Source organism: Paraburkholderia sp. SSBN10T (assembly GCF_056619545.1).
Map to the genome: position 1 here is coordinate 252,663 of NZ_JBWQQI010000004.1, position 21,600 is coordinate 274,262.

19 protein-coding genes are annotated in these 21,600 nt (G+C 58.5%); 11 read left to right on the forward strand and 8 right to left on the reverse strand.

Annotated features, from left to right (window positions below; all coding sequences use genetic code 11):
- Positions 1–15: 15 nt before the first annotated feature.
- Positions 16–1,425, forward strand: a complete 1,410-nt coding sequence (locus tag AC1ECK_RS08255; RefSeq protein WP_480317802.1) for a UDP-glucose dehydrogenase family protein — start codon at positions 16–18, stop codon at positions 1,423–1,425.
- A gap of 47 nt (positions 1,426–1,472) precedes the next feature.
- A complete protein-coding gene (locus AC1ECK_RS08260) occupies positions 1,473–1,745 on the forward strand; it encodes a hypothetical protein (RefSeq protein ID WP_480317804.1) in 273 nt (90 codons plus the stop codon).
- Positions 1,746–1,864: 119 nt separating this feature from the next.
- On the opposite strand, the gene AC1ECK_RS08265 is transcribed toward AC1ECK_RS08260, so the two are convergent.
- Complete coding sequence (locus AC1ECK_RS08265) at positions 1,865–2,332, reverse strand: GDP-mannose mannosyl hydrolase (protein ID WP_480317806.1); 468 nt, start codon at positions 2,330–2,332, stop codon at positions 1,865–1,867.
- A 673-nt stretch (positions 2,333–3,005) separates the two neighbouring features.
- Here AC1ECK_RS08265 and AC1ECK_RS08270 point away from each other — a divergent pair.
- Positions 3,006–4,022, forward strand: coding sequence for a GlxA family transcriptional regulator (locus AC1ECK_RS08270; RefSeq protein WP_480317808.1), 1,017 nt, complete (start codon positions 3,006–3,008; stop codon positions 4,020–4,022).
- A 566-nt stretch (positions 4,023–4,588) separates the two neighbouring features.
- Complete coding sequence (gene galU / locus AC1ECK_RS08275; RefSeq protein WP_480317810.1) at positions 4,589–5,485, forward strand: UTP--glucose-1-phosphate uridylyltransferase GalU; 897 nt, start codon at positions 4,589–4,591, stop codon at positions 5,483–5,485.
- Positions 5,486–5,621: 136 nt separating this feature from the next.
- Here the strand turns inward: galU and AC1ECK_RS08280 are convergent, their stop codons facing one another.
- Together AC1ECK_RS08280 and AC1ECK_RS08285 are read right to left on the reverse strand one after the other, a co-directional pair.
- On the reverse strand, positions 5,622–6,344 hold the full coding sequence (locus tag AC1ECK_RS08280) for a carboxypeptidase regulatory-like domain-containing protein (RefSeq protein WP_480317812.1): 723 nt from the start codon (positions 6,342–6,344) through the stop codon (positions 5,622–5,624).
- A 21-nt stretch (positions 6,345–6,365) separates the two neighbouring features.
- Positions 6,366–8,777, reverse strand: coding sequence for a YjbH domain-containing protein (locus tag AC1ECK_RS08285; RefSeq protein WP_480317814.1), 2,412 nt, complete (start codon positions 8,775–8,777; stop codon positions 6,366–6,368).
- 558 nt (positions 8,778–9,335) lie between these two features.
- Here AC1ECK_RS08285 and AC1ECK_RS08290 point away from each other — a divergent pair.
- Both AC1ECK_RS08290 and AC1ECK_RS08295 read left to right on the forward strand, forming a co-directional pair.
- Entirely contained in the window at positions 9,336–9,590 is a 255-nt protein-coding gene (locus tag AC1ECK_RS08290; RefSeq protein ID WP_480317816.1) for a hypothetical protein, read from the forward strand.
- A 1,092-nt stretch (positions 9,591–10,682) separates the two neighbouring features.
- A complete protein-coding gene (locus AC1ECK_RS08295) occupies positions 10,683–11,060 on the forward strand; it encodes a hypothetical protein (RefSeq protein ID WP_480317818.1) in 378 nt (125 codons plus the stop codon).
- A 57-nt stretch (positions 11,061–11,117) separates the two neighbouring features.
- Here AC1ECK_RS08295 and AC1ECK_RS08300 read toward each other — a convergent pair whose 3' ends face one another.
- Positions 11,118–12,350 (reverse strand): NAD(P)/FAD-dependent oxidoreductase, encoded by a 1,233-nt coding sequence (locus AC1ECK_RS08300; RefSeq protein ID WP_480318129.1) that lies wholly within the window; start codon positions 12,348–12,350, stop codon positions 11,118–11,120.
- Positions 12,351–13,101: 751 nt separating this feature from the next.
- Here AC1ECK_RS08300 and AC1ECK_RS08305 point away from each other — a divergent pair.
- Positions 13,102–15,144, forward strand: a complete 2,043-nt coding sequence (locus tag AC1ECK_RS08305; RefSeq protein WP_480317820.1) for an arabinofuranosidase catalytic domain-containing protein — start codon at positions 13,102–13,104, stop codon at positions 15,142–15,144.
- Between the two features lie 133 nt (positions 15,145–15,277).
- Here AC1ECK_RS08305 and AC1ECK_RS08310 read toward each other — a convergent pair whose 3' ends face one another.
- The 3 genes from AC1ECK_RS08310 to AC1ECK_RS08320 form a co-directional block, all read right to left on the reverse strand.
- Positions 15,278–16,201 (reverse strand): NHL repeat-containing protein, encoded by a 924-nt coding sequence (locus tag AC1ECK_RS08310; RefSeq protein ID WP_480317822.1) that lies wholly within the window; start codon positions 16,199–16,201, stop codon positions 15,278–15,280.
- 231 nt (positions 16,202–16,432) lie between these two features.
- On the reverse strand, positions 16,433–16,621 hold the full coding sequence (locus AC1ECK_RS08315; RefSeq protein ID WP_480317824.1) for a hypothetical protein: 189 nt from the start codon (positions 16,619–16,621) through the stop codon (positions 16,433–16,435).
- A 214-nt stretch (positions 16,622–16,835) separates the two neighbouring features.
- On the reverse strand, positions 16,836–17,024 hold the full coding sequence (locus AC1ECK_RS08320) for a hypothetical protein (RefSeq protein ID WP_480317826.1): 189 nt from the start codon (positions 17,022–17,024) through the stop codon (positions 16,836–16,838).
- A gap of 37 nt (positions 17,025–17,061) precedes the next feature.
- On the opposite strand from AC1ECK_RS08320, the gene AC1ECK_RS08325 reads away from it, so the two are divergent.
- From AC1ECK_RS08325 to AC1ECK_RS08340, 4 genes are all read left to right on the forward strand, one after another.
- Complete coding sequence (locus AC1ECK_RS08325; protein ID WP_480317828.1) at positions 17,062–17,313, forward strand: hypothetical protein; 252 nt, start codon at positions 17,062–17,064, stop codon at positions 17,311–17,313.
- Positions 17,314–18,041: 728 nt separating this feature from the next.
- Positions 18,042–18,710, forward strand: coding sequence for a hypothetical protein (locus tag AC1ECK_RS08330; protein ID WP_480317830.1), 669 nt, complete (start codon positions 18,042–18,044; stop codon positions 18,708–18,710).
- Positions 18,700–19,692 (forward strand): hypothetical protein, encoded by a 993-nt coding sequence (locus AC1ECK_RS08335; protein WP_480317832.1) that lies wholly within the window; start codon positions 18,700–18,702, stop codon positions 19,690–19,692. The genes AC1ECK_RS08330 and AC1ECK_RS08335 overlap by 11 nt, the downstream gene beginning before the upstream one ends.
- An 11-nt stretch (positions 19,693–19,703) precedes the next feature.
- The gene (locus tag AC1ECK_RS08340; protein ID WP_480317834.1) at positions 19,704–20,858 is read left to right on the forward strand and encodes a transporter substrate-binding and LysM peptidoglycan-binding domain-containing protein; all 1,155 of its coding nucleotides are present in this window, start codon (positions 19,704–19,706) and stop codon (positions 20,856–20,858) included.
- A gap of 70 nt (positions 20,859–20,928) precedes the next feature.
- Here the strand turns inward: AC1ECK_RS08340 and AC1ECK_RS08345 are convergent, their stop codons facing one another.
- On the reverse strand, positions 20,929–21,585 hold the full coding sequence (locus AC1ECK_RS08345) for an LbetaH domain-containing protein (protein ID WP_480317836.1): 657 nt from the start codon (positions 21,583–21,585) through the stop codon (positions 20,929–20,931).
- Positions 21,586–21,600: the final 15 nt, after the last annotated feature.

The window sequence follows — 21,600 nt, forward strand, 5'->3', positions numbered from 1 at the left end:
ATTACAAAGGGCAATATGAAGATCACCATTATCGGCACCGGCTACGTTGGTCTGGTTACTGGCGCATGTCTTGCGGAAATCGGTAACGACGTCTTTTGTCTTGACGTTGATGAACGCAAAATCGACATTCTTAATAGCGGAGGTGTGCCGATTCACGAGCCTGGTTTAAAGGAACTTATCGACCGCAACCGCGCCAGCCGGCGCCTGCAGTTTTCTACCGATATCGCGGCAAGCGTTGCGCATGGCGATGTGCAGTTCATTGCCGTCGGTACGCCGCCTGATGAAGACGGGTCCGCCGACCTGCAATACGTTCTGGCTGCAGCGCGAAACATCGGCCGTCATATGAACGGCTTCAAGGTGGTCGTCGACAAGTCCACGGTTCCGGTCGGAACCGCGCAGCATGTGCGTGACGCCATTGAGAGCGAGTTGACGCTCCGCGGTGCCCGTCATGAGTTTTCGGTCGTGTCGAACCCCGAGTTTCTTAAGGAGGGCGCAGCGGTCGACGATTTCATGCGACCGGATCGTATCGTCATTGGCAGCGATGAAGACGAGCTCGGCGAACGCGCTCGCGAGCAGATGAAGCGACTCTATGCGCCGTTTAACCGTAACCACGAACGCACGCGCTACATGGATGTCCGCTCTGCCGAGTTCACCAAATACGCCGCGAATGCGATGCTGGCTACCCGGATCTCGTTTATGAACGAGCTAGCGAATCTCGCCGATCGCGTTGGGGCTGATATTGAATCGGTACGCCGTGGTATCGGCTCGGACCCACGGATCGGCTACGACTTCCTATATGCGGGTGCCGGCTACGGAGGGTCATGCTTTCCCAAGGATGTGCGGGCGCTCGTGCAGACCGCTGCCGAGTACGGTCAGGCTTTACGCATTCTCGAAGCCGTGGAGGCGGTGAACGAAGAGCAAAAGGATGTGCTGATCAACAAGATTACCGCTCGGTTCGGGGCGGATTTGACCGGGCGCACCTTCGCGGTATGGGGTCTGGCGTTCAAGCCGAACACCGACGACATGCGGGAGGCGCCGAGCCGCAAGCTGGTGATCGGGCTGCTCGAACGCGGTGCAACCGTCTGTGCATACGATCCTGTGGCGATTGCCGAAGCACGGCGTGTTTTCGCGCTCGATCTGCATGATGCACCGGAAGCGCACTCGCGGTTGTCTTTTGCTCAGTCACAAGCGGAGAGTGTGGACGGCGCCGATGCACTAGTGATCGTGACCGAATGGAAAGTATTCAAGAGCCCTGATTTTAGCGCGCTGACCGAGGCGCTGACCGAGCCATTGATTTTTGACGGCCGAAACCTGTATGAGCCTATGGCTATGGCGGAGTTGGGGATCGAGTATTACAGCGTAGGCCGACCCTACGTGCCGGGTGTGGGGGAAGCGGCGCGGCCCTTGCTCGTCGCACAGGCGTAAGCGGCGGTCCCCGTATGATCCAGCCTGTTTTCACTGAAGAGCGATCGATGTCGAACAATCTGTCCAGCATAGAGAACGAGACGAGCGAGCTTGTCGAAGCAACCGTGAAATTACTGCGGGCTCATCGGGATGACGTGGCAAACGGCAAGGTTGCCTCAGACCGTGCGCGGGTCTATCTCGCGCTGGTCAAGAGTGCCTGCGAGGCATTGCCGGTGAGCGAGAACGACCTGGAATGTTTAAGCGCCGTGTGCGAGGCGACCAACGTCGCCATCATGGCTGCGGCTGATCGAGAGGAGCAGGAGACGCTTAAACCGCATTGACGATACAGCCTGAAGTCGCCTGAGCTCGAGGGTGGGTTCAGGCAGGCGGCGCAACCAGCGATCCAGGAAGTTGACGCCGGCAGTTGGCGAGTCCAATCATGGTCTGCCCGAGTCGAGGACTAGCGCGGCATGGGCTCGCCAAAATAGACCCGCGTATTCAGGTGAACGGTTGGGTCGGCGACGATTTCCTCCCCGGTTGCCCAGCGGTAAGCGGTGTGTTGGGCGTTGGGCAGATTGCCCAGTTCAAGCGGGCGACGTAGTTTGTAGCCGAGCACGACGTAGTGGGTCGAGATACCGGGTTGCCCGCTGAAATTGTCGTCATACAGATGTTCGTACACCCCTACAAGATCGGCGTCGGTCCTCTCGACGGCTGTGCGGCCGAGTTCATCTTGCGCAATGCGACGAAACGCGTCGTCGAGGCGTTCGTTCTTGCGGATGCGGCCGCCCGGCACGAACCAGAACCCCTGCGCGGGTTTGTTGACGCGGTGTCCAAGCAGATATCCGCCGTTCTGGTTCGGAACAATCAGATCGATGGCGACCAGAGGGGTGAGGTCGATAGTTTGCAGGAATTTTTCGGTTGGAAGCATAGTGCCTTTGTGCGAGGAAGCGCGGCAATCGCGCACCCTCTCATTTGCTTCAATGTGCTTCGTCTGGTAGCGTCCATTGACCTATGCGCGATGGGCGCAGGGACGGTTCGATCAACGTGCATCGTCACTGAAGAAAACTTACCTGTGCGAGGCGTGGCGAAACTCGACAAGGTAATTTCGGCTTACGACAGGTGGGCGCCTGGCCGGCGAACATGACGGAAACTCGCGCCGCCGGCTGATCGTGACGTTGGGGCCCCAGCCATGCGGTAGCGGCCGTTGCCAGATACCTTGCGGCTCCGCTGTGCACCGATGCGCATAAGATTTGTGGTTCCCGGGTGGCGCTCGCCGGTTGGGTGGTGGTTTTTTTGCATTTCGAATACCATCGCCCGCGGCATTCATTCGGAATCGCAATACTATTTTTGATGCTCATCGAAGCGCACTAAACTTTGTTTGCTTATCTTTCGAAATCTTCCTCCACTGATGCACGGATTTGGGGAGTTCCATGGTCAGCACATTCCAATTGCATGCGCTTCCTCGATTGATTGAATCCGCCAACATGTTGGCAGATTCCGCCACTACATATAGATAGGATAGATTCTTTTGTAGGATAAATTCTGTTAATAAATCCAGTTCAAAGAAAGCTGGAGTGCCTACCAATTTCCGGGGAAATCTGATGGAGTGTTTTGAGGCGGTTCACAATAACAGCGTCGAGCAACGGCCCGTCCTGGGAGGTGTGCGACCAGTTAAAAACATTGGAATAGTCCTGTTTAGCGGCTTTGCGCTGCCGGAGGCCGCCACGGTTCTGGAAATATTCCAGTCGGCGAATGCGCTTACCGACGGGGAAAGCGCATTGAGCGGCCAGATTCGCTACAAGGTGAGTCTTTTGTCCGCGGCCGGTGGCCGGGTCGACAGTTCCTCGTCCGTATTCGTCTGGACGGAAGGAGTCGAGGCGCGCCGCTATCCTGACGGTTTCCACGCGCTATTTATCGGCGGCGGAAGCGGGGTCCGCAATGCAGTACGCGATGAACGCCTGACAAACTGGCTGCGCCGCGAATGCCAGCGCAGCGGACTGGTGGCCCCGCTCGGCGAAGGGCGCTGGCTGCTCGAAGCCGCCGGGTTCGGGCGTGCCGGCAGCCTTCAGTCATGCGCTGGGCGTACTCCGAAAACTTTCCAATACGGGACTCCCGACCTTGGCGGTGCGACGGAGTTCGCCAGCCCGTTGCAAAGCGCGCTGGGGCTGGTTCAAGAGGACTTCGGCCCGGAAATTGTCCGTCAGATTACCGATCACGTCCTGCCGCGGCCCCAGCAGACGCGGTTTACAGCGACCGTCCGCGAGAATGCGCCGACCTACGTGAGCGAGAAGATCCAGGCGTCGGCCAAGTGGCTGGAAGCGAACGGCGACCGGCCGATTGTCATCGACGAGGCGGCGCAGGTTGCCGCCATGAGCGAGCGAAACTTCCTGCGCCGCTTCAAGATCGAAATGGGTGTCACACCGTCTGAGTATCTGTCTTTCGTGCGACTCGACATGTGTTGCCGCCTGCTTGTCGAAACCGATCTGCCGGTGGACAAGATCGCCCGCCGTTGCGGACTTGGAGGAGGTGGCTGGCTCTCGAAGCTCTTCCGCAAACATCTTTCAACCACGCCAACCGAGTACCGCGCCAGCAAGCGTTCTGTGAGCGCGTCGTCGTAACACGTCCGCCCAATCGTAATCCCGGCTTAGGCATCGCAAAGATTGCTGATTACGATTCAGACGCCATTCTCTGCGGTGTTGGACAGTAACTCATCGCGCCGGCTGGTGCGCTTATGTCGATTGATTGAAGCCAAGGTAAATAAATAGAATTTGCATATATGCTCGATTTGAGTATTGAGATGCCATCCATAAAGCTGGAGACAAGTGAAATTTATCGAAGTCGCATAATTTGGGGTTCGCAAACGATTGCGATTTAAAAAAATGCATAGTTCAGGGCGCTGGTATGCGCTTCTATCGAGCGGAGAATGAATACGATCTCGGCTATGGCAAGACGAAACTTCTGTTGCCGTGTGCCGGATTGCCAGAATATGGATTGTTTCCGCCACTCGCGGCCAGACAGATTATGGCGCGGCTATCTTGTCTGCAGGTCGTCTGGCGGACCGGCACAGGTGCGAGGTTCACAGGACGAGCAGATGTACCTCGGAACCTGAGCCTGCCTTCCCCCCGGAGAGCGGGCTTTTTTCATTCTTCCGTGCCAGCTTCTTCAATGACACTTGGGATCTCACATGCTAAAAGTTACAAAAGCGGTATTTCCGGTAGCAGGTCTCGGCACCCGGTTCCTCCCCGCCACCAAGGCGAGCCCGAAGGAAATGCTGCCCATCGTCGACAAGCCGCTGATCCAGTACGCGGTCGAAGAAGCCATGGCGGCCGGCATCACCGAAATGATCTTCGTCACGGGCCGCAGCAAGCGGGCCATCGAGGATCACTTCGACAAGTCGTACGAGATCGAGGCCGAACTCGAGGCGCGCGGCAAGGACAAGCTGCTCGAACTGGTGCGCAGCATCAAGCCGAGCCATGTCGACTGCTTCTACGTGCGCCAGCCTGAGGCGCTCGGCCTTGGCCACGCGGTGATGTGCGCCGAGAAGCTGGTGGGCGACAACCCGTTTGCGGTGATCCTCGCGGACGACCTGCTGTACGGCACGCCGCCCGTGATGGCGCAGATGGTCGAGGTGTTCGACCACTATCACAGCTCGGTCATCGGCGTCGAAGAAATCCCGTCGTCGGAGACGAAGTCCTACGGGATCGTCGACGGCAAGGAGTGGGAAAGTCCGATCATCAAGATGTCGGGCATCGTCGAGAAACCGGCGCCGGAAGTTGCGCCGTCGAACCTGGGCGTGGTCGGCCGCTATGTGCTCAAGCCGCGGATTTTCGAACATCTGCGCGCGCTGAAGCCGGGCGCCGGCGGCGAACTGCAGTTGACCGATGCGATCCAGTCGCTGCTCGCCGACGAGCAGGTGCTCGCGTACAAATATCACGGCACGCGTTTTGACTGCGGCAGCAAGCTCGGCTATCTGAAGGCGACCGTCGAGTTCGCGCTGCGCCACCCGGAAGTTAGCGCTGCCTTCCGGACATACCTGGAAGCACATCTGGATGTGCTGCAAGTTAGTCAATCGATAGGCTGACCGCGGCGCTGCCAGGCTGTGGCTCGAGCCGGCAAATAAGAAAGCCTGCGCGTCCCAAGGGGCGGCAGGCCAACATCCCGGAGCCTGTAATTAGCATGAACAGGCCTGGGGAGTTCCGGGCCTTCTATGTTTTCGTTCAGCCCGGCGTACTGGTTCCACCTGTTCCACCCGTGCCGCCGGTTGGCGATCCGCCGGCACCGGAAATCGGCGCGGCAGCGCCGGCGGCAAGTGCCGCGCTCGCAAGAGCTGCGACGGGCTGGCCGTCGCTCGTAATCGCTCCAGCCGTGAGGAGGGAGTCGAGGTCGGCATCCTCGCCAGGTTGCCCTGGGGTGAACGCCACGGTCAGGAACGCGTTCGTCGACAACGTCACGTTGTACATGCTCGCTATCAGTTTCGCCACTGCATTTTCTGCATTGGTGATCACTGTCGTGTTCGTCAGCGCGCTCTCGTAGGTGGTATTGGTCGTGATGCCGGCAATCAAACCACTGAGTGTCGTGCCGAGCTGGCCGGCAAGGTAGCTCAGCAGCAACTGGGTGAGCGGCGTGATGTTGTAGGTTCCGGCACCAACGGCAAACGAATTGAGGGCGATCGAACCGCTTGTGGCGGTCAGCAGGCACGGACCGTCGAACTTGAACGAAGACGAAAACGCTCCGTTTGAATTCGTAGTCGTACTACTGGAACCGTTCTTGCAACTCATCTGGATGGTTCCGTTGACCATCGGGGCGCCGACTGCCGCGGTACCCTGGATGGTGGCGGTGGGCGAACTGCCGCCTCCGCCACATGCAACGAGCGCACTGCTTGCCAGCGCAATCGATCCGAACCGCAGCGTGTGCCGCGCGCAGGCGTCAAATAGCTTCATGGTTTCTCTCCAAAGATTAAGTCACTCACAATTTGCAGGCGGCTGAGCCTGCGTTTTCGTCACGCTCTGTAGACCGGCTTCGCAGGCACCGGGCGGCGTTACTGTTGTTGAAGCGGAAGGACCGTCTGGCTTGCCGTACTGATCCGTTTTCGACGGGGCGGCATCGGGCCTTGCATAGCGGTCGTACGCATCGCGCATTCGATAGAGTTGGGTCGCGAAATACGCTGCGCTAAAGCGTCCCTGGTTGAGAAGATCCTGGTCGGCGCTATACGGGAAGCTCAGGTTCTGCGTCGCGCCAGGCGTCAGGTAGTTGGTCGAGCCAACGCGGGTGCGGAAGTTCAGCGCAAACGCTTCGGCGCCGTAGACCTGAGTGATGCCTGGCCTCATGCCCTGGCGCGGCGTGAGCGGGAAGCTGATGGCTGCACCGGCAAAACTGCCTCGGCCGCTATGTTCGCCATAGACGCTGACCGATACGTCGTCGAACCAGCGTGTGAATGTGATGAACGGCCCCTTGTCGCCCTCGACATAGCGCGCTACGCCGGCCTCGATCCATAGATTCCACTTGGGTTGTACCCATCTGTAGCTGAGCAACGCGTTCGTTTCATGCGCCAGCGCATCTTGACCGGGTTCCTGGTGCAGATATGCGAGGCGCAGTCGGACGATGTCGGGGCGGCCAGGAACGAACGCGGTGGTTTCGTTCTCGATGCCAAGGTAGTTGTGGTCGAACTTGCCGACGGCGGCCACGTTCAGGACTTGCGGCATGACCCAGAAACTCTGTGCCAACGCCGCAGTGGACAACCCGCCACGCAGACGGTATTGGCTGAAGATCCTGCCGTTGTCCATATTCTTTGTGTTGTACAGCGGCGCAATATAGCTCGCGTACAACTCGGCGCCCCGCCAAAGCGGAACGAAGCCCTGGATGTTCGCCCCAAGCGAAATGTCGAAATTCCCGTACTCGGTGCCGTATAGATAGCTCGTGATGGGCGCGATCTGTATGCGCGTAAGACCGTGGCTCCGGTCATTGCCGTGCCATGCAATCGAGTCCGCGTTGTAGTCGGGCTGCGCGCGCATTGTCATCGATGCACTTGCCGCTGCGGGCGTTCCCCCGGTGAGGAATTGCGCATAGGCTTCGCGATCGACCGAGACGTCGGCAAGCGGTTCATTGGCCTTCTTGATCACCGCATGAATTCGCTCGACGCCCGGCGGCGCGTTGATGCTCGCCACGCCCAGTACGATGCCAAGCGCATCGGCTTCGTTCTGGTTGTATCGGTGGTTTTCGTATTCGACAATGAGATCCTGCCCGCTGATCCCCACGCGCACCCGTTCGAGACCCGCGGAAAACAACTGCGCGGCGATCGCATCGAGCGCCGATGTGTCCGGCGGCGCCGGAATGACCGGCATATGTTCAGCGGGCGCCGCTGGAGATGCATCGGCCACGGTGATCGACGCATAGGATTGAAGCGGTGGAACAAAGGCAATCGCTTCCTCGGCAAGATCGTTGGGATGGTCCGCCACTGCGGTCTGGTGCGGAGCCGGCAAGCTACGTGGCACGATAGCTGCACCTGCACCTGCACCTGCACCTGCACCTGCACTGGCACTGGCACTGGCACTGGCACTGGCTGATTCCTGCTGAACCTGCGCGGAGGTGTCGTCGCATAGGCCGCCGGAGCAGCGCTGCGGACTGAACCGCTTGCCGAACGGTATCTGGATTCCCACCGAAATCGACGTGCGCGGCGATACGCCGTCTGTCGAGCGAACTGCGCGCGTCACGGTACCGATTACATTGGCATCGGCTAGCCAGCTAATGCGTGGCGACTGATAACGCACGCCCACGTAGGGAGTCTTCGAGTCGTCCTCTGCCAGCAGCGACAGCCCTGTATGCCAGAGCGACAACTGAACGCCGCCGAACACGCCATCGAGCCGATCGCCTTGCCCATAACCCACTGTCAGGTTGAGCGGCCCAAACGGTTGTGAGACCACACCGTACTTTGATCGAAAGAAATGTGTTTGACCGCCGATGTCGGTCATGCCGAACGCGATAGCCGGTTGATATTTGAAGAACTGCGGCACTTCCAGTTTGACGTCGGCCATCAGGTGACGAAGAATGGTGTGATCCGCGCCCGGGTAAGGCGCCGGCACATTCCCCGGATAGTTCGCCAACCCGCCAGCCAACTCAACATAAGGCAAGAGACCGAACGCGCCCCAGTAGATCTGGGAACCCGTTGCCCGCTTGCCATAGCGAGGGTCGATGTAATCGTTGTACTGCGCTTCGCCAACACCCTCCGGCAATGCGAACGCGTACGGAATGACCAGACCGCCTGCCTGCCCGAGGGAGTTCAGTGCCGGATCGACCGCATACGCTGATGTGGAAAATGCAAGTGCAGCGCCGAGTGCCAGCGCTCGTGGGGCGAGTTGAGGTCGATTTGCGCGCAAGCTGCAGGATCCTTTTTCTTGAGTGACGGGCCCATTGACGGGCGTAGGAAATCCGGATCCCGCCTGATGCGTAAGCGGAATCCGCCTGAGCGGTTTCGGGTTGACCCGGCTGATGAAATCTGGGGTGACGCGGCCACAAGCGTTCTGGCGCGTCTGGCGACGGCGAATACGGCACTCTCTCCAGCAAAGTCTCAGGTATCGTTCATCATTCGACACTGCTTCGCTATCCTGAGTGACTGAATAAAGTCTTTTATTGCCGCAGCATCCGAGTTTCTATTAAGGGGCTTTAGTCGTTGAGGTCGATCCTATAGAACGATTAAAACTTCTGCCACCGGGTGTCCGAATGCGACCTTATGTTGGCGACTGCAGCACGACGAGAGTCGGTACATTCTCAGTCCGTCCGATCGTCCGGTTGGCGTAATTCTCCATTTCCTGGACGGACGTTAAGACGCTAAGGATGGAATACTCGATCCTGCACGTCGACGCTTTCGGGCGCCACAACGCTAACGCACAATGGCGCTGTTAACCTAAGCGAATAGAACAGGGTACGGAGCCTGTATGGGTATCGCATTTTCGGCACTTTCCACGTTTTGCTTCGCATGGATCGTGGCCTATCTGTTCTTGAAATTTATCTGCGCCGTATGGATCGTGACGAATCATCTTGGCCGGCTAGCTGGTTTTGATTTGCGCTCCCGATTCCCGGGCAGGTCACTGCGCGCCACCTTCAAGGACGCCCTGCAATTAATGGGTTGGTCGTCAGTTGTAGCGCTTCCGGTCGGAATCGTGTCTTGCCTGGCCTTGGTATTCCAGTGATCGCATGCCTTTGGTCGCAGCATCCTGTCCTTGCGTGCGCCGGCAAAACGGTCTTGATGCGATTTGGTTCACGGATCGACCAGGTCACGTGGTTTCAAGGCGTGGACGACAAGGTCTGGGTTTGCTCCGGTCGTGAGAAGCCACGTCACGAGTCTTTGTCCTGTTCCGTCAACAGCTTGATCCAATCCGCCATCTTGGGTCGTCGCAGGATTTTTTCATCTTAGACTTGACCCCGGTCCATTCGAGGGGCTCTCGATTCGCAACCCTCCTCGAAGGTTGGCCTGCCGCAAGCCCTTGGGGCAGGCCCTTTTTCAACTGCTTACCGTCCCCGCCCGTGGCAAAGCCGTCGCATCCCACGGATGCCGAAAAGTCGTCGTGAGCGTAGGGCTCGCAACGATCTTGATTCGAAATCCGAAGTTACTCAGATTGATTGTGGTCAGCTATTGGAGCTGCCCATCGACTCTTTCGAGTCGAGGCTGCCATGTCTCGTGCATAGCGTTTCAACGATGACGACAGCAGATATTGGAAAAGAACGGAGTACCAGGTAACAATGGTCGACCGAATCGATCAACCTTTTGGCGGAAACCAGTAGTTCCATGGTGATAGCCTTTTATCCCGAGAGTCCCCGCTCTCGCTTTGACATGGAAAGTGTTCCATGCGGCCGCCTTCGTAACTGAGGCGGCCGTCTTTTTAGTAATTGTCGAGTTCGGTCAACAGCTTGGCCGGTTCCGCCACTGGTGCCGTCGCGCTTTATTTCCGACCTATGATCGCCTCGGCGCTCCGAGGTGCCGCCGAACAGCTTTGCGCCCCTCGGGGTTTTGGCCTGCCCACTCCCCTGATGCGGGCAGGCTTTTTTTCTTCAGGCGACTTTACGCATGCCGATCTGTTTTGTTTTTTATGAATGGTTCTGACTGGGTATGCGTCGCAATCGGGGTTCTGTTTTTGATGTCATGGTGTCTTCATTAGAAGACTGAGTTGATTGCGCCGTTCAGCCTTATCAGTAACCGTTCTCATGGGTTATTAGTCATGCTTACATATGAAAAATCAACGAGCATCGGGATAAGCTTGACCTCGGTCTGACAAGAAATCACTATGCCGCCGTCAACTTATCCCAACATTGGTGCGCAGGCCGAACTTCTGACTTATCTCGTGGTGTCGCAACTCATCACGCGTTATCTGACCGGAAAGTGGCTTGCGACGGAGCATGTGGTCGAATCTACGCATCTCTGGCTGCATCTCAACGACGGCGACTTTGACTTGCTGCAGCGTGTAACGCTGGCCAGTCGGGCTCAAAGTGTGGCGGAACTGGTGGCGCGAACCTCGTCAATAGCCTTCGACGCGAAAACGTTGGGAGATGCGTTTTTAGATCACCTGCACCTCGACTATAAGGCTCCTGCGGTGGTGGAAATTTACCGCGTATGCGTAGCCCAGATCATTCTTGGATTGCCTTCCACAGGGGGCCGGCTTTAGCCTGGCAGAAGTTTCAAAACCAGCGGCGATGTGGGGGAGACCTGTGCTGGAAGCCTGTTAGAACCGTTCGACCCTGAATGGCCGCGTATCCACCAATGTTTCTTCACCTGTCATCATTTCGGCGATCAACCTGCCGGTGACAGGGCCGAGCGTCAAGCCGTGGTGCGCATGACCGAACGCGAACCACAGGCCCTGTTGATTCTTCGCAGGTCCGATGATGGGCATCATGTCAGCGGTGCAGGGGCGGCGGCCCATCCAGGGTTCGTTGTCGAGACGCTCGCCCAGGGGAAACAGCGTGCGGGCAACAGGTTCGACGGCAGCGAGCTGCAAGGGCGTCTTCGGGGCATCGCAGCGTGCGATTTCCGCCCCGGTGGTGAGCCGGATGCCTCGTGCCATAGGCGCCAGCAGGTAGCCATTCTCGACGTCCAGCACAGGATGATGCAGACGGGTCTCCGCTCGTGGCGCATAGTGCATGTGGTACCCGCGTTTCACGGCGAGCGGCAACCGGTAGCCGAACCGGCTAGCGACACGGTCCGACCATGGTCCCAGCGCGACGACCACCGACGATGCCGCGATCGCTCCGGTTTTCGTATCGAGCTCCCAACCCTCGCGAAGCGAATCCGCGTCGCCGATGAAGAATCGCCCGCCTAGCGCTTCGAAATATTTTGCGTAGGCGGTCACGAGCGCGTTGGGGTCGCTCACGGAATCGGACGACGAATAGCGCAAACCGCCTGACAAGGTCTTGTCGAGATTGGGTTCAGCCTGTTGCAGGTGCATGGGGTCGAGTGCTTCGAACTCGACGCCATATTCCCGATGCCACTTTTCAGCGAGGCGGGTTTCCGTGTCTTGTACTGCCTCGGTGCGAAACACCTTGATCCAGCCGCTCGCGCGCAACAACCCGCTTGCGCCGGCCTCGGCCGCGAGAGCCCGGTGCTCGCTCACGCAATGCTCAATCAGCGTCGCATAGGACTTCGCGATAGTCGCGTGCTTTGCCGGATGAGAATTGCGCCAGTATTGCCATAGGAACGGTGCGGTTTTGATGAGCGCGTCGGCATGGTAGCGCAGCTCCGGCGAACGGTTGCGCGCGTAGCGGAGCAACTTGCTGAGTTCGCGGGGAAACGCATACGGATAAACGCCTTCGCGCTGGATCAGGCCGGCGTTGCCGAACGAAGTCTCGTTGCCAGGCAGCTTGCGGTCGATCAGCGCGACCTGACGGCCGCGCTTCTGAAGATGCACGGCGACGCACACGCCTACGATGCCCGCGCCGAGTACGACAGTGTCGAATTTAATTCTTGTCATGGGTTCAGGTTAAGCGTCCGTCTTCCTGTTGAGCGATGCGTTGGAATTGCGGATGGACGTCGGCCGGACGACACCATCTTGAGACGTGCAGCAACCGGCTCTGCTGGCTGGTAACCGTGCTTCGGTAGTTCATATTAGCAATAATATTGACGATGCAAATGACCGGCGATGGTGCTGGTCGAACGCCAGGCGCGGGCCGTTCCTACCCCTGTTACTCAGCATTTCGCTCGCCATATAAGGGATTATCCTTACATGGCGAAACGATATCATTGACTAATATTAGTAATAATATGTGTTGCCGTGTAAGGTCTGATGCTTTCCACAGGCTGACAATCGATGCGACGACGATGGAGACGACAATGGTAATCCGCGGAGTGCTGCACCGACTGGCGGCCGTGTTGGACGCCGGCCGCGTTCGCTAGCCGCCAGCGCGAGCGAGACGCGATGAGCGCCATCTTGCCGCCTAGCCGGCGAGGCCGCATCGGCACGGCACGCTGCACTGGCGACGCACGTCGTCCCCAAAGCATCTTCAATTTCCCTTTTTCTCCGCCTCGGCAAGGGTCCCATGGTTATCCTGGCTGTTGGAAAAGCATTGCTCGCCGACTGCTCGTAGTACGCGCCGAGCGTCCGGAGTGATGGTCCCGAAGCGTATCGGTTCAAGCAAAGACGATTCTGTTCAATAAGGTTTGCATAACTAAGCGTGATGAGACTAATCCGAAGCTTGCTTCCATAGGAGGAGTTCATGATGTCCAGAAGAATTGGCTTAATTGCTGCCTTGCTGGCGATGACTGTCGCGCTTGCGGCGTGCAATGGAGGTACCGACTCCGCGTCTGCACAACCTCAAGCGGCAGCCGCGTCGAACCTGAGTTCGTCGGCAGCGACTGCAGCAGACCAGTCGAATACCAGTACATCAACGGCGGAGGCGTCGGATCTGCCGTTACCTTGCGATGCGGCGGCGACCGCCGGCACGCCGTGCTCCGCGGCTCACAGCGTGACTCGCCTGTTGACAAAGAACTACAGCGGTCCGTTGTTCCAGATTCAACGGGCGTCCGATAACGCAACGCTGAACGTCTATCCCTATACGCGGAGTACCTTGCCGAACGGCGCTGAGCGTGCGTTGATCGGTTCAGCGAATGTCAGAAGCACCAACGCGTTCTGCAACAATACGTCCTGCTCCATCACCTACATTTACGATCAGATCGACCTGGTTGCGCCCCTCAAGGGTGGCACGTTCGGCAATGTGTCGGCCACCCTCACGTTGAATCAAAATGGAACAGAGTCGCTGACCGTCCCGAACAGTAGTGCAGGATCGCAACCGACTACGACCGTTCCGGTCATCAACGGCTTTGCAACGATCACGCTGCCGGGAACCTCTGGGACACTGACCATCCAGTTGCAGCAGCCTCCCACCGCGCTGACCACGCAATCGCCAACCTTGCAGGTATCGATCGGTAACGATTTGCCCGCACTTGCCGGCACGCCGGCGAAGCTTGCTTTTGTTTCGTTGCATGGCGCGCAGGTTCCGATTCTCGCCACTTTGGCGGGACAAGCCTATCGCAACAGGTTCGGCACGGTTAACCAGTCGATCGGGGACAGCGAGATCGCCGAATATATGGTGGCGGGAGCGCATTATGACCAGTCGTCTACTTGCTGCGGCACCTACGGGAATATGGAAAGCAGCGCGAACCCCAGCACGTATGCACACGGAGAAGTCGAGGGCGAAATGTTCGCGCTGGCGTTCGCAAACGGTAACGCCGCAGTGTTTGGCTATTGTGATGGCGATTCGGCCCAGGCGCCCAATGTAAAGGACCCCGTATGTAATGGACTCGATGTCAACTGGCCGGGAGTGGACGCCGAAGCGGGCGTTTATCTGTATGGTCCGCAGCAGCCGTGGAAGGAGAAATTCGTTACGGTGCTCTCCAAATATTCACCGGTGACGGCGTCAAACCTCTTCGCGGTAAAAGGCGGATCGGCTTCGCAAAGCGTACTCACAGCACTTTATGACGCGGCTCCGCCGGAAGCTTATAACTTTGGAAACGATGCGGGCCACGCTTTCAATGGGCAGTGGCAGGGTGGACTATCGCTTGGTGAAGGAGGTGACGGCAGCGCGGCTCCCATCCAGTTTTCCGAAGGCGCGATCATCACCAAGGCGACATCCGATGCAACAGACAACGCGATCCAGGCGAGCATTGCGAGCTTTTATGGGCCGCCAGCCGATAGTACTTCTGCTGCCTGCTTTGCGGACAACCTGATCAATGCACCGCTGAGTCTCGCTACGCCGGATGCATGGAGCCAGTCAAATGGCGGCACCGCCGTACCCGCGACCGATATCACGGGAAGCAGCATGCATGCGGCGGCGCTGACCGCCACGAATGGTTCGCCGGTTGCCAATCTCCACGAAATCATCAGGGTGCGAGGTGGCCAGACCTATAGTTTCACCGACTATGTTCTTGCCACCACCAACGCGACCGTCTTTCCTGGTGGATCGATACAAACCGATGACCCGAGCGGCACTGAATTTGCCTGGGTCCTGAATACGAACACCGGCCAGGCCGTGCGAGGGACGTGGGGTGCTGGGCAAGCGAGTTCGGTGAGTGCGGTGAAGGCTGGGAACTGGTGGAAAGTGACGATGAGCTTCACGGCTCCGGCAGGATCGAATAACGCGTCTGTGTTTATCGATCCGCCGACATCGAATGCGGCAGGGGACCGGTCGCAGCAAGCGGCGTATCTCACTGCAACCCATTACTGTCCAAGCCTCGCTATCGTGACTGCCTCGGGTATGTAGCGGTGAATTGCGGCGGGTGTGTCCGGTCCACAGCAGCGGCTGGGCCAGACGCATTCCGCCGCGTTGTCGAGCGCACGTCGGTCTTAAGGGCAGCACGACCACGGCATCTGCGGATAGAACATCATTGGCCCGATCACTTGAGCGCAAAGGTACGTACGTAACTGTTTCCGCTCGCCGATGCCGCGCGGTCAACCACGTAAAGCAAGTGTTGCCGTGCGTCGATCGCCACGCCACGGGCGTCCTGGAAGTCGTTTGCGAGTACGCTGATCGTGCCGTCCGGTGCGATCTCACAGAATCCGTTTTTGTTGCACTTCGTATATAGCCTTCCCTCGGTATCCACGGCCATCAGATCGGGACTATCGATCTGCGCGACCACGACGGTGGGTGTCACCGGTTTGGGCGAGTCCAATAGGGCGGCCAGACTCGCCTTCACAATGTTGTTGTTGGCCTGGTCCGAAACGAACACGCTGTCGCCCAATACCGCAACGCCGACAGGTTTGCCGAGTCCCGTCATGAGGTCGCGCTCGACGGCAGTGTGGGTCCCCTCGTCATAGGTCACGAGACTTAACCCGCCTTGCGGCGCGCTGTTGCCGCTCTTGACGAACCAGGTGGACAGGAGTTGCCCTGGACCGAGCGCGAGCAGCCCCAGTCTGCGCCGGGTCGGATCGGGTCCGGTCAGCGCAGACGGCGTGCCGTCTCCACTGATTTCAAAGATCGCGCTCGCGCTGCCGAAGCCGAAGCGTTCGATAAGGAGCGAGCCGGCGCGCGTGAAGGTTAACTGGCTGAGGCTTTTCCCTTGACCCGCTGCGACTGGAATCGTTGCGTAGGGTACGAACGTGCCGCTGGTTGACGAGAGCACGCTGCTGGTGCGGTCATCCGTGATGAAGAGTGCGCCATCGTCCGGCCGTACCGCAATGCCGTTCGGTAACGCGTCTACGGCGATTTTCTCAGGCTCGACGATGGCCGAAGGCGTGCTGCACCCGGTCAATGCGGCAACGATGCTCCACGTTGCGGCAATGGCTGCGGCTTTACGCGAAACAACGTGCGGTACAGGCATGTTGCCTCCAAAGGGATTCCGGCTAAACGCATGAGAGATTCGCTGTTCGCCTTGCGCAAGGGCGGAGCAGGCGGCTTTCACCATGCTGTCGATGCGTAATATACACACCGACATAACGTGTGGCCAATCCGGCCAACTATCCCGGTGACGCAGCCCGGACACATGCCGTCCACGCCGATACGGTGCGGCGTGCCGCCCTTATGCTATTGCGCACATAGAGTAGATGTTCGCTCAGGGATGGGTTAGCAATCCGCGTCCCGCCACAAAGAATACGTCGAGGCAGTCGGGCGAGCCGATACAAAACGTTCTGTTCGTGCCGGCAGGATTGAACGTCGTGGTGGGATTCAGGATGGCGGAAATGCTGTTCAATGCTTGGGCAGCAGGGTCGTTCAGCGTCAATGCGTAAGCGGTCGGGATCATGCCTTCCGCTGCGCGCCAGTAAAGGATCGTGCGTGCTGGCTTATGATGCTGGCGATATGCCGGTCATAGACGTGTTCTTTTGGCGTTTCCCTAGCCGACTGGTCTCGACGGTTTGGGCATCTACCCTCTCAACCAGACGTCACGGAAGCTGGTTTGGCCTCTATCCTGGTGCACGAGGAGCCTCGATATCTGAAGCAGCGTTCCTGCGAACCGCTTACGCCTGCGTGTCGACAATCCCTGTGGTCTGGCCTGACGACAGCATCAGTTGCGCCAGTTCAGCCGTGGCCGTCTGGATGGCCGCGGAAATCGCGCTGACCTCGCCGCTCACACGGGCCGCTTTCGTGTTCGATGAGGTTTGCGTGTCTTGCGTGCTCTGCGCCGGTTGTTGCGACCCGTGCCCCATCTGTGATTCGACCTGCGCGAGCTGTGCCTGCAGCGATTTGATCAGTTGTTTCAGCTTCTCGATCTCTGCGGTCGTGGTGCTGCTACTGCTGCTTGCGCTGCCACCACCTGCGGCCTGCTTTTTGTCAGTGCCCGATGTGCTGGTGGTCGAACTCGTGCTGGTGCTGCTCGAACCGGAGCTGCCGGAAGCGGTTGACGAACCGGTCGCAGCCGTCGTAGTGGTCGCGGCGGGCGTTGAAGTCGTTGCTTGCGTGGTGGTCGCGCTGTTGCTGACGGAAATAGCGTTCTGAATCTGCATGATCGGGGTGGGGTCCGTTGCGGTAGGTTTAATAAAGGCCGCCTAACGGGATAACGGCAGATTATCTGGATTTCTTGAATGGCTGCCGGCGCTGTCCCTGCGCATGTCACGTGCCGGTGACATTTGCGTGGGCTATAGAGTCTGTACGGCACGCAGCGCGTCGAAAGGAAAGGTGAATGCAATTAGCATATTGGTAAGCTAAATATAAGAAATCCGAAGCGCGAACGGAATATAAGCTGTTTGGAGTCCGAATCCGGGCACCCGATTTGATCTTTCCAGATTGGTTAGGTGAAATATTACGCATTGCCAAGTGCTATATTGATGTACATGAACACGCTTGGCTCCTCCGAACCGATCGATAACCGCGCGCGCATGCGTGAGTTATGCGCATTGGCTGGATCTCAGAGTGAAGCCGCGAGGCTCATCAGCAAACACACCCGGCGACCCTGTAGCGTCGAAGCGATCAAGTCATGGACTTGCGATCCCGGCACGACGCGTGCCAGAACCTGCCACGATTGGGCCGTCGAGGCACTGGAACGGGAATTGACAAATCTTGCTTAACGCACTTTTAGTCCGGTGTACCTGTACACCGGTAATGAGTTGTTTTCGACAGTCTTTAAACGACGGCGTGCGCTGCGTTTGTGGATCGCCAATCATCGGATTCGCACAACCGGCCCGGCCTGAGTCTTATTGCGCGGCAACTACCTGGTGAGACCATTCATGAGCATAAAAGACAGGATCAAAGCATTTGTTTTTGAGGAGGAGTCCGACAAAACCAAAGAGCCCGTCGATGCAAAGGGCACGGTTGCGGCGTCGGATCCGCCGCCGCATGCTCCGGTCCCGGAGGCGTCGCAGGCCGCCGCCCCGATCGAACATGCCGGTACAGGTCTCGATGTCCCGGCAGTCGAAGAGCACATCGATCATCAGATCCAGAGCAACGCCGCGTTCGCTCCCGTCGCAGCGTTTCTCAAGATGTCGGAGAGCATGAAGAACGTCATCGGCGATGAAAAGCAACGCTTTCAGGCCGCCCAGGCGGCGACCAGCATGCAGACGGATGCGCTGCTGACGGCAGTCAAGTCGTATTCATCGGTGCTGCAGCGCGAAGCGACGAATTTCGAGCAGACCTTCGTCGCCCAGGCGGAGTCCGAGATTCATGCGCTAAGCGATCAGGAAAAACAACTGGGCGAGCAGATCAGCGATCTGCAGGCGCAGATGTCCAGATTGAGTGCGCGCAAGGAAGAGGTCGGGACGCAGGCCATTGCCAGGGCGGCCGATCTTGCCAAGGCGCGGATCGACTTCGGCTCGGTTTCGTCCACGCTCAACAAGCGCTATGGCGACCTCGCGGCGAAACTGCAGCAACACCTGGGAGGCGCCGCAAATGGCCAATAACCTGATCAAGTCGGAGGCGACCCGGCGCGTGAAATCCTTCTGGGATACCAAGGAAGGCACCACCGGCATGGTGGTGGGTGCCGGCGTCCTCGGCGGACTCGGTTGGGCAGCGTACAAGATCATGCCCTACGTGGCCAATCTGATGGAGAACACGGTTCTGGCGATCGTGTTCGGCGCGATCGCCGTTGGCCTCGTGTATGCGCTGGTGATCGACGGTTCGCTGCGCAGGTTGCTGTGGCTGAGGTACAAGCTGCTGATGCGCGCCTTGACCTACTCGGTCATCAAGTACGATCCGGCGGGCGTGCTGCGCGAGACGCAAAAGCTGGCCCGCATGCGCTTGCGTGAAGCCGACGAGTACCGCACGAAAGCGCGCGGTCAGGTCGAACTGATCAAGAACACGATGGATGGCTACAAACGCGAGGCAGACACCTATCTGCAAGAGGCGCAGTACCTGCAATCGCATCACGGATCGCAAACTGAAATCGAAAGCCGCGCCATGAAACTGCAGGAGCTCAATGCAGCGTACAAGGAGTTGCAGCCGCTCTATACGGTGACGCAAAGCTGGTACGACAAGATGACCCACGCCAGCGAGACGCTTGAAACCATCATCAGCAATACCGATTTCAAGATCAACCTGGAAACCACCAAGTACAACGTGGCGAGCTCGACTCACAACGCGTGGCGCATGTTCAAATCGGCGTTTTCCGGTTCCGAGGATATCGAAGGTCTGCAAAACGATACGTTTGCGTATATGGCCGAAGACTACGGCCAGAAGGTCGGCGAGATCGAATCGTTCATGCTGGACTCCAAGAAGTTCATCGATAGCGCGGATCTTCGCAAGGCTGTGAATACGGAGAACGGCATGAAGCTGCTCGAAGAATTGAGCCGCCGCAATCTGGGCATCGTAGAAGACGAACAACCGAAGTTGACGACCGGCGATGCTTCGACGGTCAGCTATACGGATTACCTCAAGAAAAAATAAGGAGCCAGTCAATGGCATTCACTTCAGGATTCAAGAAACTCGTTGGCCTCGTTGTCACCGTGGCCGTGGTCGGGGGCGCCATCTTTGCTTACAAGCAAGGATACTTCGGCCAGCACAACAACACCCAGGTTGCCGGGATCGACACAGGCAATGCGGGGCAGTCGATGCAGATGGCGCAGCAGGCGCCGGCCCCATCGCAGCCGCAGACCGATACATCGAACGGAGCCGCACCCAGCAGGGATGCGCTTCAGTCGATTCTGCAGAATCACACCGTGCGTATCTCGGTTGAAAACCCGTCCGAGCCGATCTACGGCGAAACCAACGGCGTGCCGCATGGTTTCAACTACGATTTTGCGCAACTGCTGTTTGCGCAGCCGGAGTTCAACAAGGGTGGCGTGATCAAGATCGATACGCATCATGAGGTCGAGGCGTATCAGGACGTGCCGCGGCAACTGCTGGTGTCGTCCAATGGCGCACCGGTGACCGATATCGCCATGGACGGTCTGACCTTTCCGGATAACACGCCGAACGGCGTGGTGTACACCAATCCGTATCTGGACGATTTCGGTTATGCGCTGATCGTTCAACGCGGCTCGCCGATCAAAACGGCGGCGGATCTGAACGGCAAGACGATCGGTATTCTGCAGGGCGATCCGGATGTACGGGCATTCGCGACGCGCCAGTTTCCGAACAGCAAGCTGGTGGAAGTCAACGACTCGGACCCGCAGTTCATCAACAAGAGTGTCGACGACCACGTGGTCGATTGCTTTATCTACGATTACCCGTTCGCGGTCGAATCGATCAAGGGTACCGACCTCAAGTTCGCCATCACCAAGCTCGATGGCTCCGATATCTCGTACAAGATCGGCGTGAGGGCGGCGGACCAGAACCTGTTGATCTATCTGAACAGCGCAATTGGCCGTGTCAAGCAAACTCCCGCATACCTGGACCTGCTGCGCAAGTACTTCATCAGCGACCAGGTGGTCACAACCGCTGCGGTCTCGGGCGAGCGCGATTACACCGTGAAGCACGGCGATACGCTGAATCTGATTGCTTCAGCTCAACTGGGCAGCGGTTCGCGCTATCGCGACATCCAGCAACGTAACAATCTGCCGAATCCGAACCTGATTCTGGTCGGACAGCATCTGGTGATTCCGGCTCGCTAAGCGTGATTTAGAGCAATCGTGCGAGGCAAGCGCGCCGCTCGCCTCGCACGATCGTTGCAAGCTTTCCCTATCACCGATGGTATTTCTCCGCGAACTCGAGCGCACTGAGTTCGCGGAAATCGGCCAGCGCGGCGTCGATCTGTGCCGCGTCCCAATCCCACCAGGCAATCTGCTGCAGGCGCTCTGCCGTTTGCGCGTCCACGCGAAAGCGCAGCACCCGCGCCGGCACTCCCACCACGATCGCGAAAGGCGGCACGTCTTTGGTCACCACCGCGCCCGAGCCTACCGCTGCGCCGGTGCCGATCTTCACGCCAGGCATGATGATGGCGTCGTGGCCGATCCACACGTCATGCCCGATCTCGACACGGTCCTGGGCGCGCCACTCGAAGATTCCGGCGTCGTCGTCGAGAGAAAAACCGTACGAGCGCGAGCGATACGTGAAGTGGTGCAGCGTGGCGCGCCAGGCAGGGTGGTTGGGTGGATTGATCCGCACGCCGGTGGCGATATTGGCGAACTTGCCGATATAGGCGTGGGCGATCTGATTGTCGCCCATCGCATAACCGTAGTCGCCGAGCACCGATTGGGCGACATGGCTGCGCGGTCCAAGGTACGTATAGCGGCCAAAATCGCTGGAACGGACCAGCGACGACGAATGGATATCGGGCTCCTCCGTCAAGGTACGGCCAAGCGTCCACGGGTCGGTAGGAACGCCATGATCAATAAGCATGCGAGTTCTCGTGAT

What these genes read in the sequence shown, in the direction of transcription:
- AC1ECK_RS08270 (WP_480317808.1), top strand. Translation starts at nt 3,006, where the DNA reads ATGGAGTGTTTTGAGGCGGTTCACAATAACAGCGTCGAGCAACGGCCC.
- AC1ECK_RS08335 (WP_480317832.1), top strand. Translation starts at nt 18,700, where the DNA reads ATGGCCAATAACCTGATCAAGTCGGAGGCGACCCGGCGCGTGAAATCC.
- galU (WP_480317810.1), top strand. Translation starts at nt 4,589, where the DNA reads ATGCTAAAAGTTACAAAAGCGGTATTTCCGGTAGCAGGTCTCGGCACC.
- AC1ECK_RS08255 (WP_480317802.1), top strand. Translation starts at nt 16, where the DNA reads ATGAAGATCACCATTATCGGCACCGGCTACGTTGGTCTGGTTACTGGC.
- AC1ECK_RS08305 (WP_480317820.1), top strand. Translation starts at nt 13,102, where the DNA reads ATGATGTCCAGAAGAATTGGCTTAATTGCTGCCTTGCTGGCGATGACT.
- AC1ECK_RS08290 (WP_480317816.1), top strand. Translation starts at nt 9,336, where the DNA reads ATGGGTATCGCATTTTCGGCACTTTCCACGTTTTGCTTCGCATGGATC.
- AC1ECK_RS08310 (WP_480317822.1), bottom strand. Translation starts at nt 16,201, where the DNA reads ATGCCTGTACCGCACGTTGTTTCGCGTAAAGCCGCAGCCATTGCCGCA.
- AC1ECK_RS08265 (WP_480317806.1), bottom strand. Translation starts at nt 2,332, where the DNA reads ATGCTTCCAACCGAAAAATTCCTGCAAACTATCGACCTCACCCCTCTG.
- AC1ECK_RS08345 (WP_480317836.1), bottom strand. Translation starts at nt 21,585, where the DNA reads ATGCTTATTGATCATGGCGTTCCTACCGACCCGTGGACGCTTGGCCGT.
- AC1ECK_RS08320 (WP_480317826.1), bottom strand. Translation starts at nt 17,024, where the DNA reads ATGGGGCACGGGTCGCAACAACCGGCGCAGAGCACGCAAGACACGCAA.
- AC1ECK_RS08340 (WP_480317834.1), top strand. Translation starts at nt 19,704, where the DNA reads ATGGCATTCACTTCAGGATTCAAGAAACTCGTTGGCCTCGTTGTCACC.
- AC1ECK_RS08295 (WP_480317818.1), top strand. Translation starts at nt 10,683, where the DNA reads ATGCCGCCGTCAACTTATCCCAACATTGGTGCGCAGGCCGAACTTCTG.
- AC1ECK_RS08280 (WP_480317812.1), bottom strand. Translation starts at nt 6,344, where the DNA reads ATGAAGCTATTTGACGCCTGCGCGCGGCACACGCTGCGGTTCGGATCG.
- AC1ECK_RS08315 (WP_480317824.1), bottom strand. Translation starts at nt 16,621, where the DNA reads ATGATCCCGACCGCTTACGCATTGACGCTGAACGACCCTGCTGCCCAA.
- AC1ECK_RS08330 (WP_480317830.1), top strand. Translation starts at nt 18,042, where the DNA reads ATGAGCATAAAAGACAGGATCAAAGCATTTGTTTTTGAGGAGGAGTCC.
- AC1ECK_RS08260 (WP_480317804.1), top strand. Translation starts at nt 1,473, where the DNA reads ATGTCGAACAATCTGTCCAGCATAGAGAACGAGACGAGCGAGCTTGTC.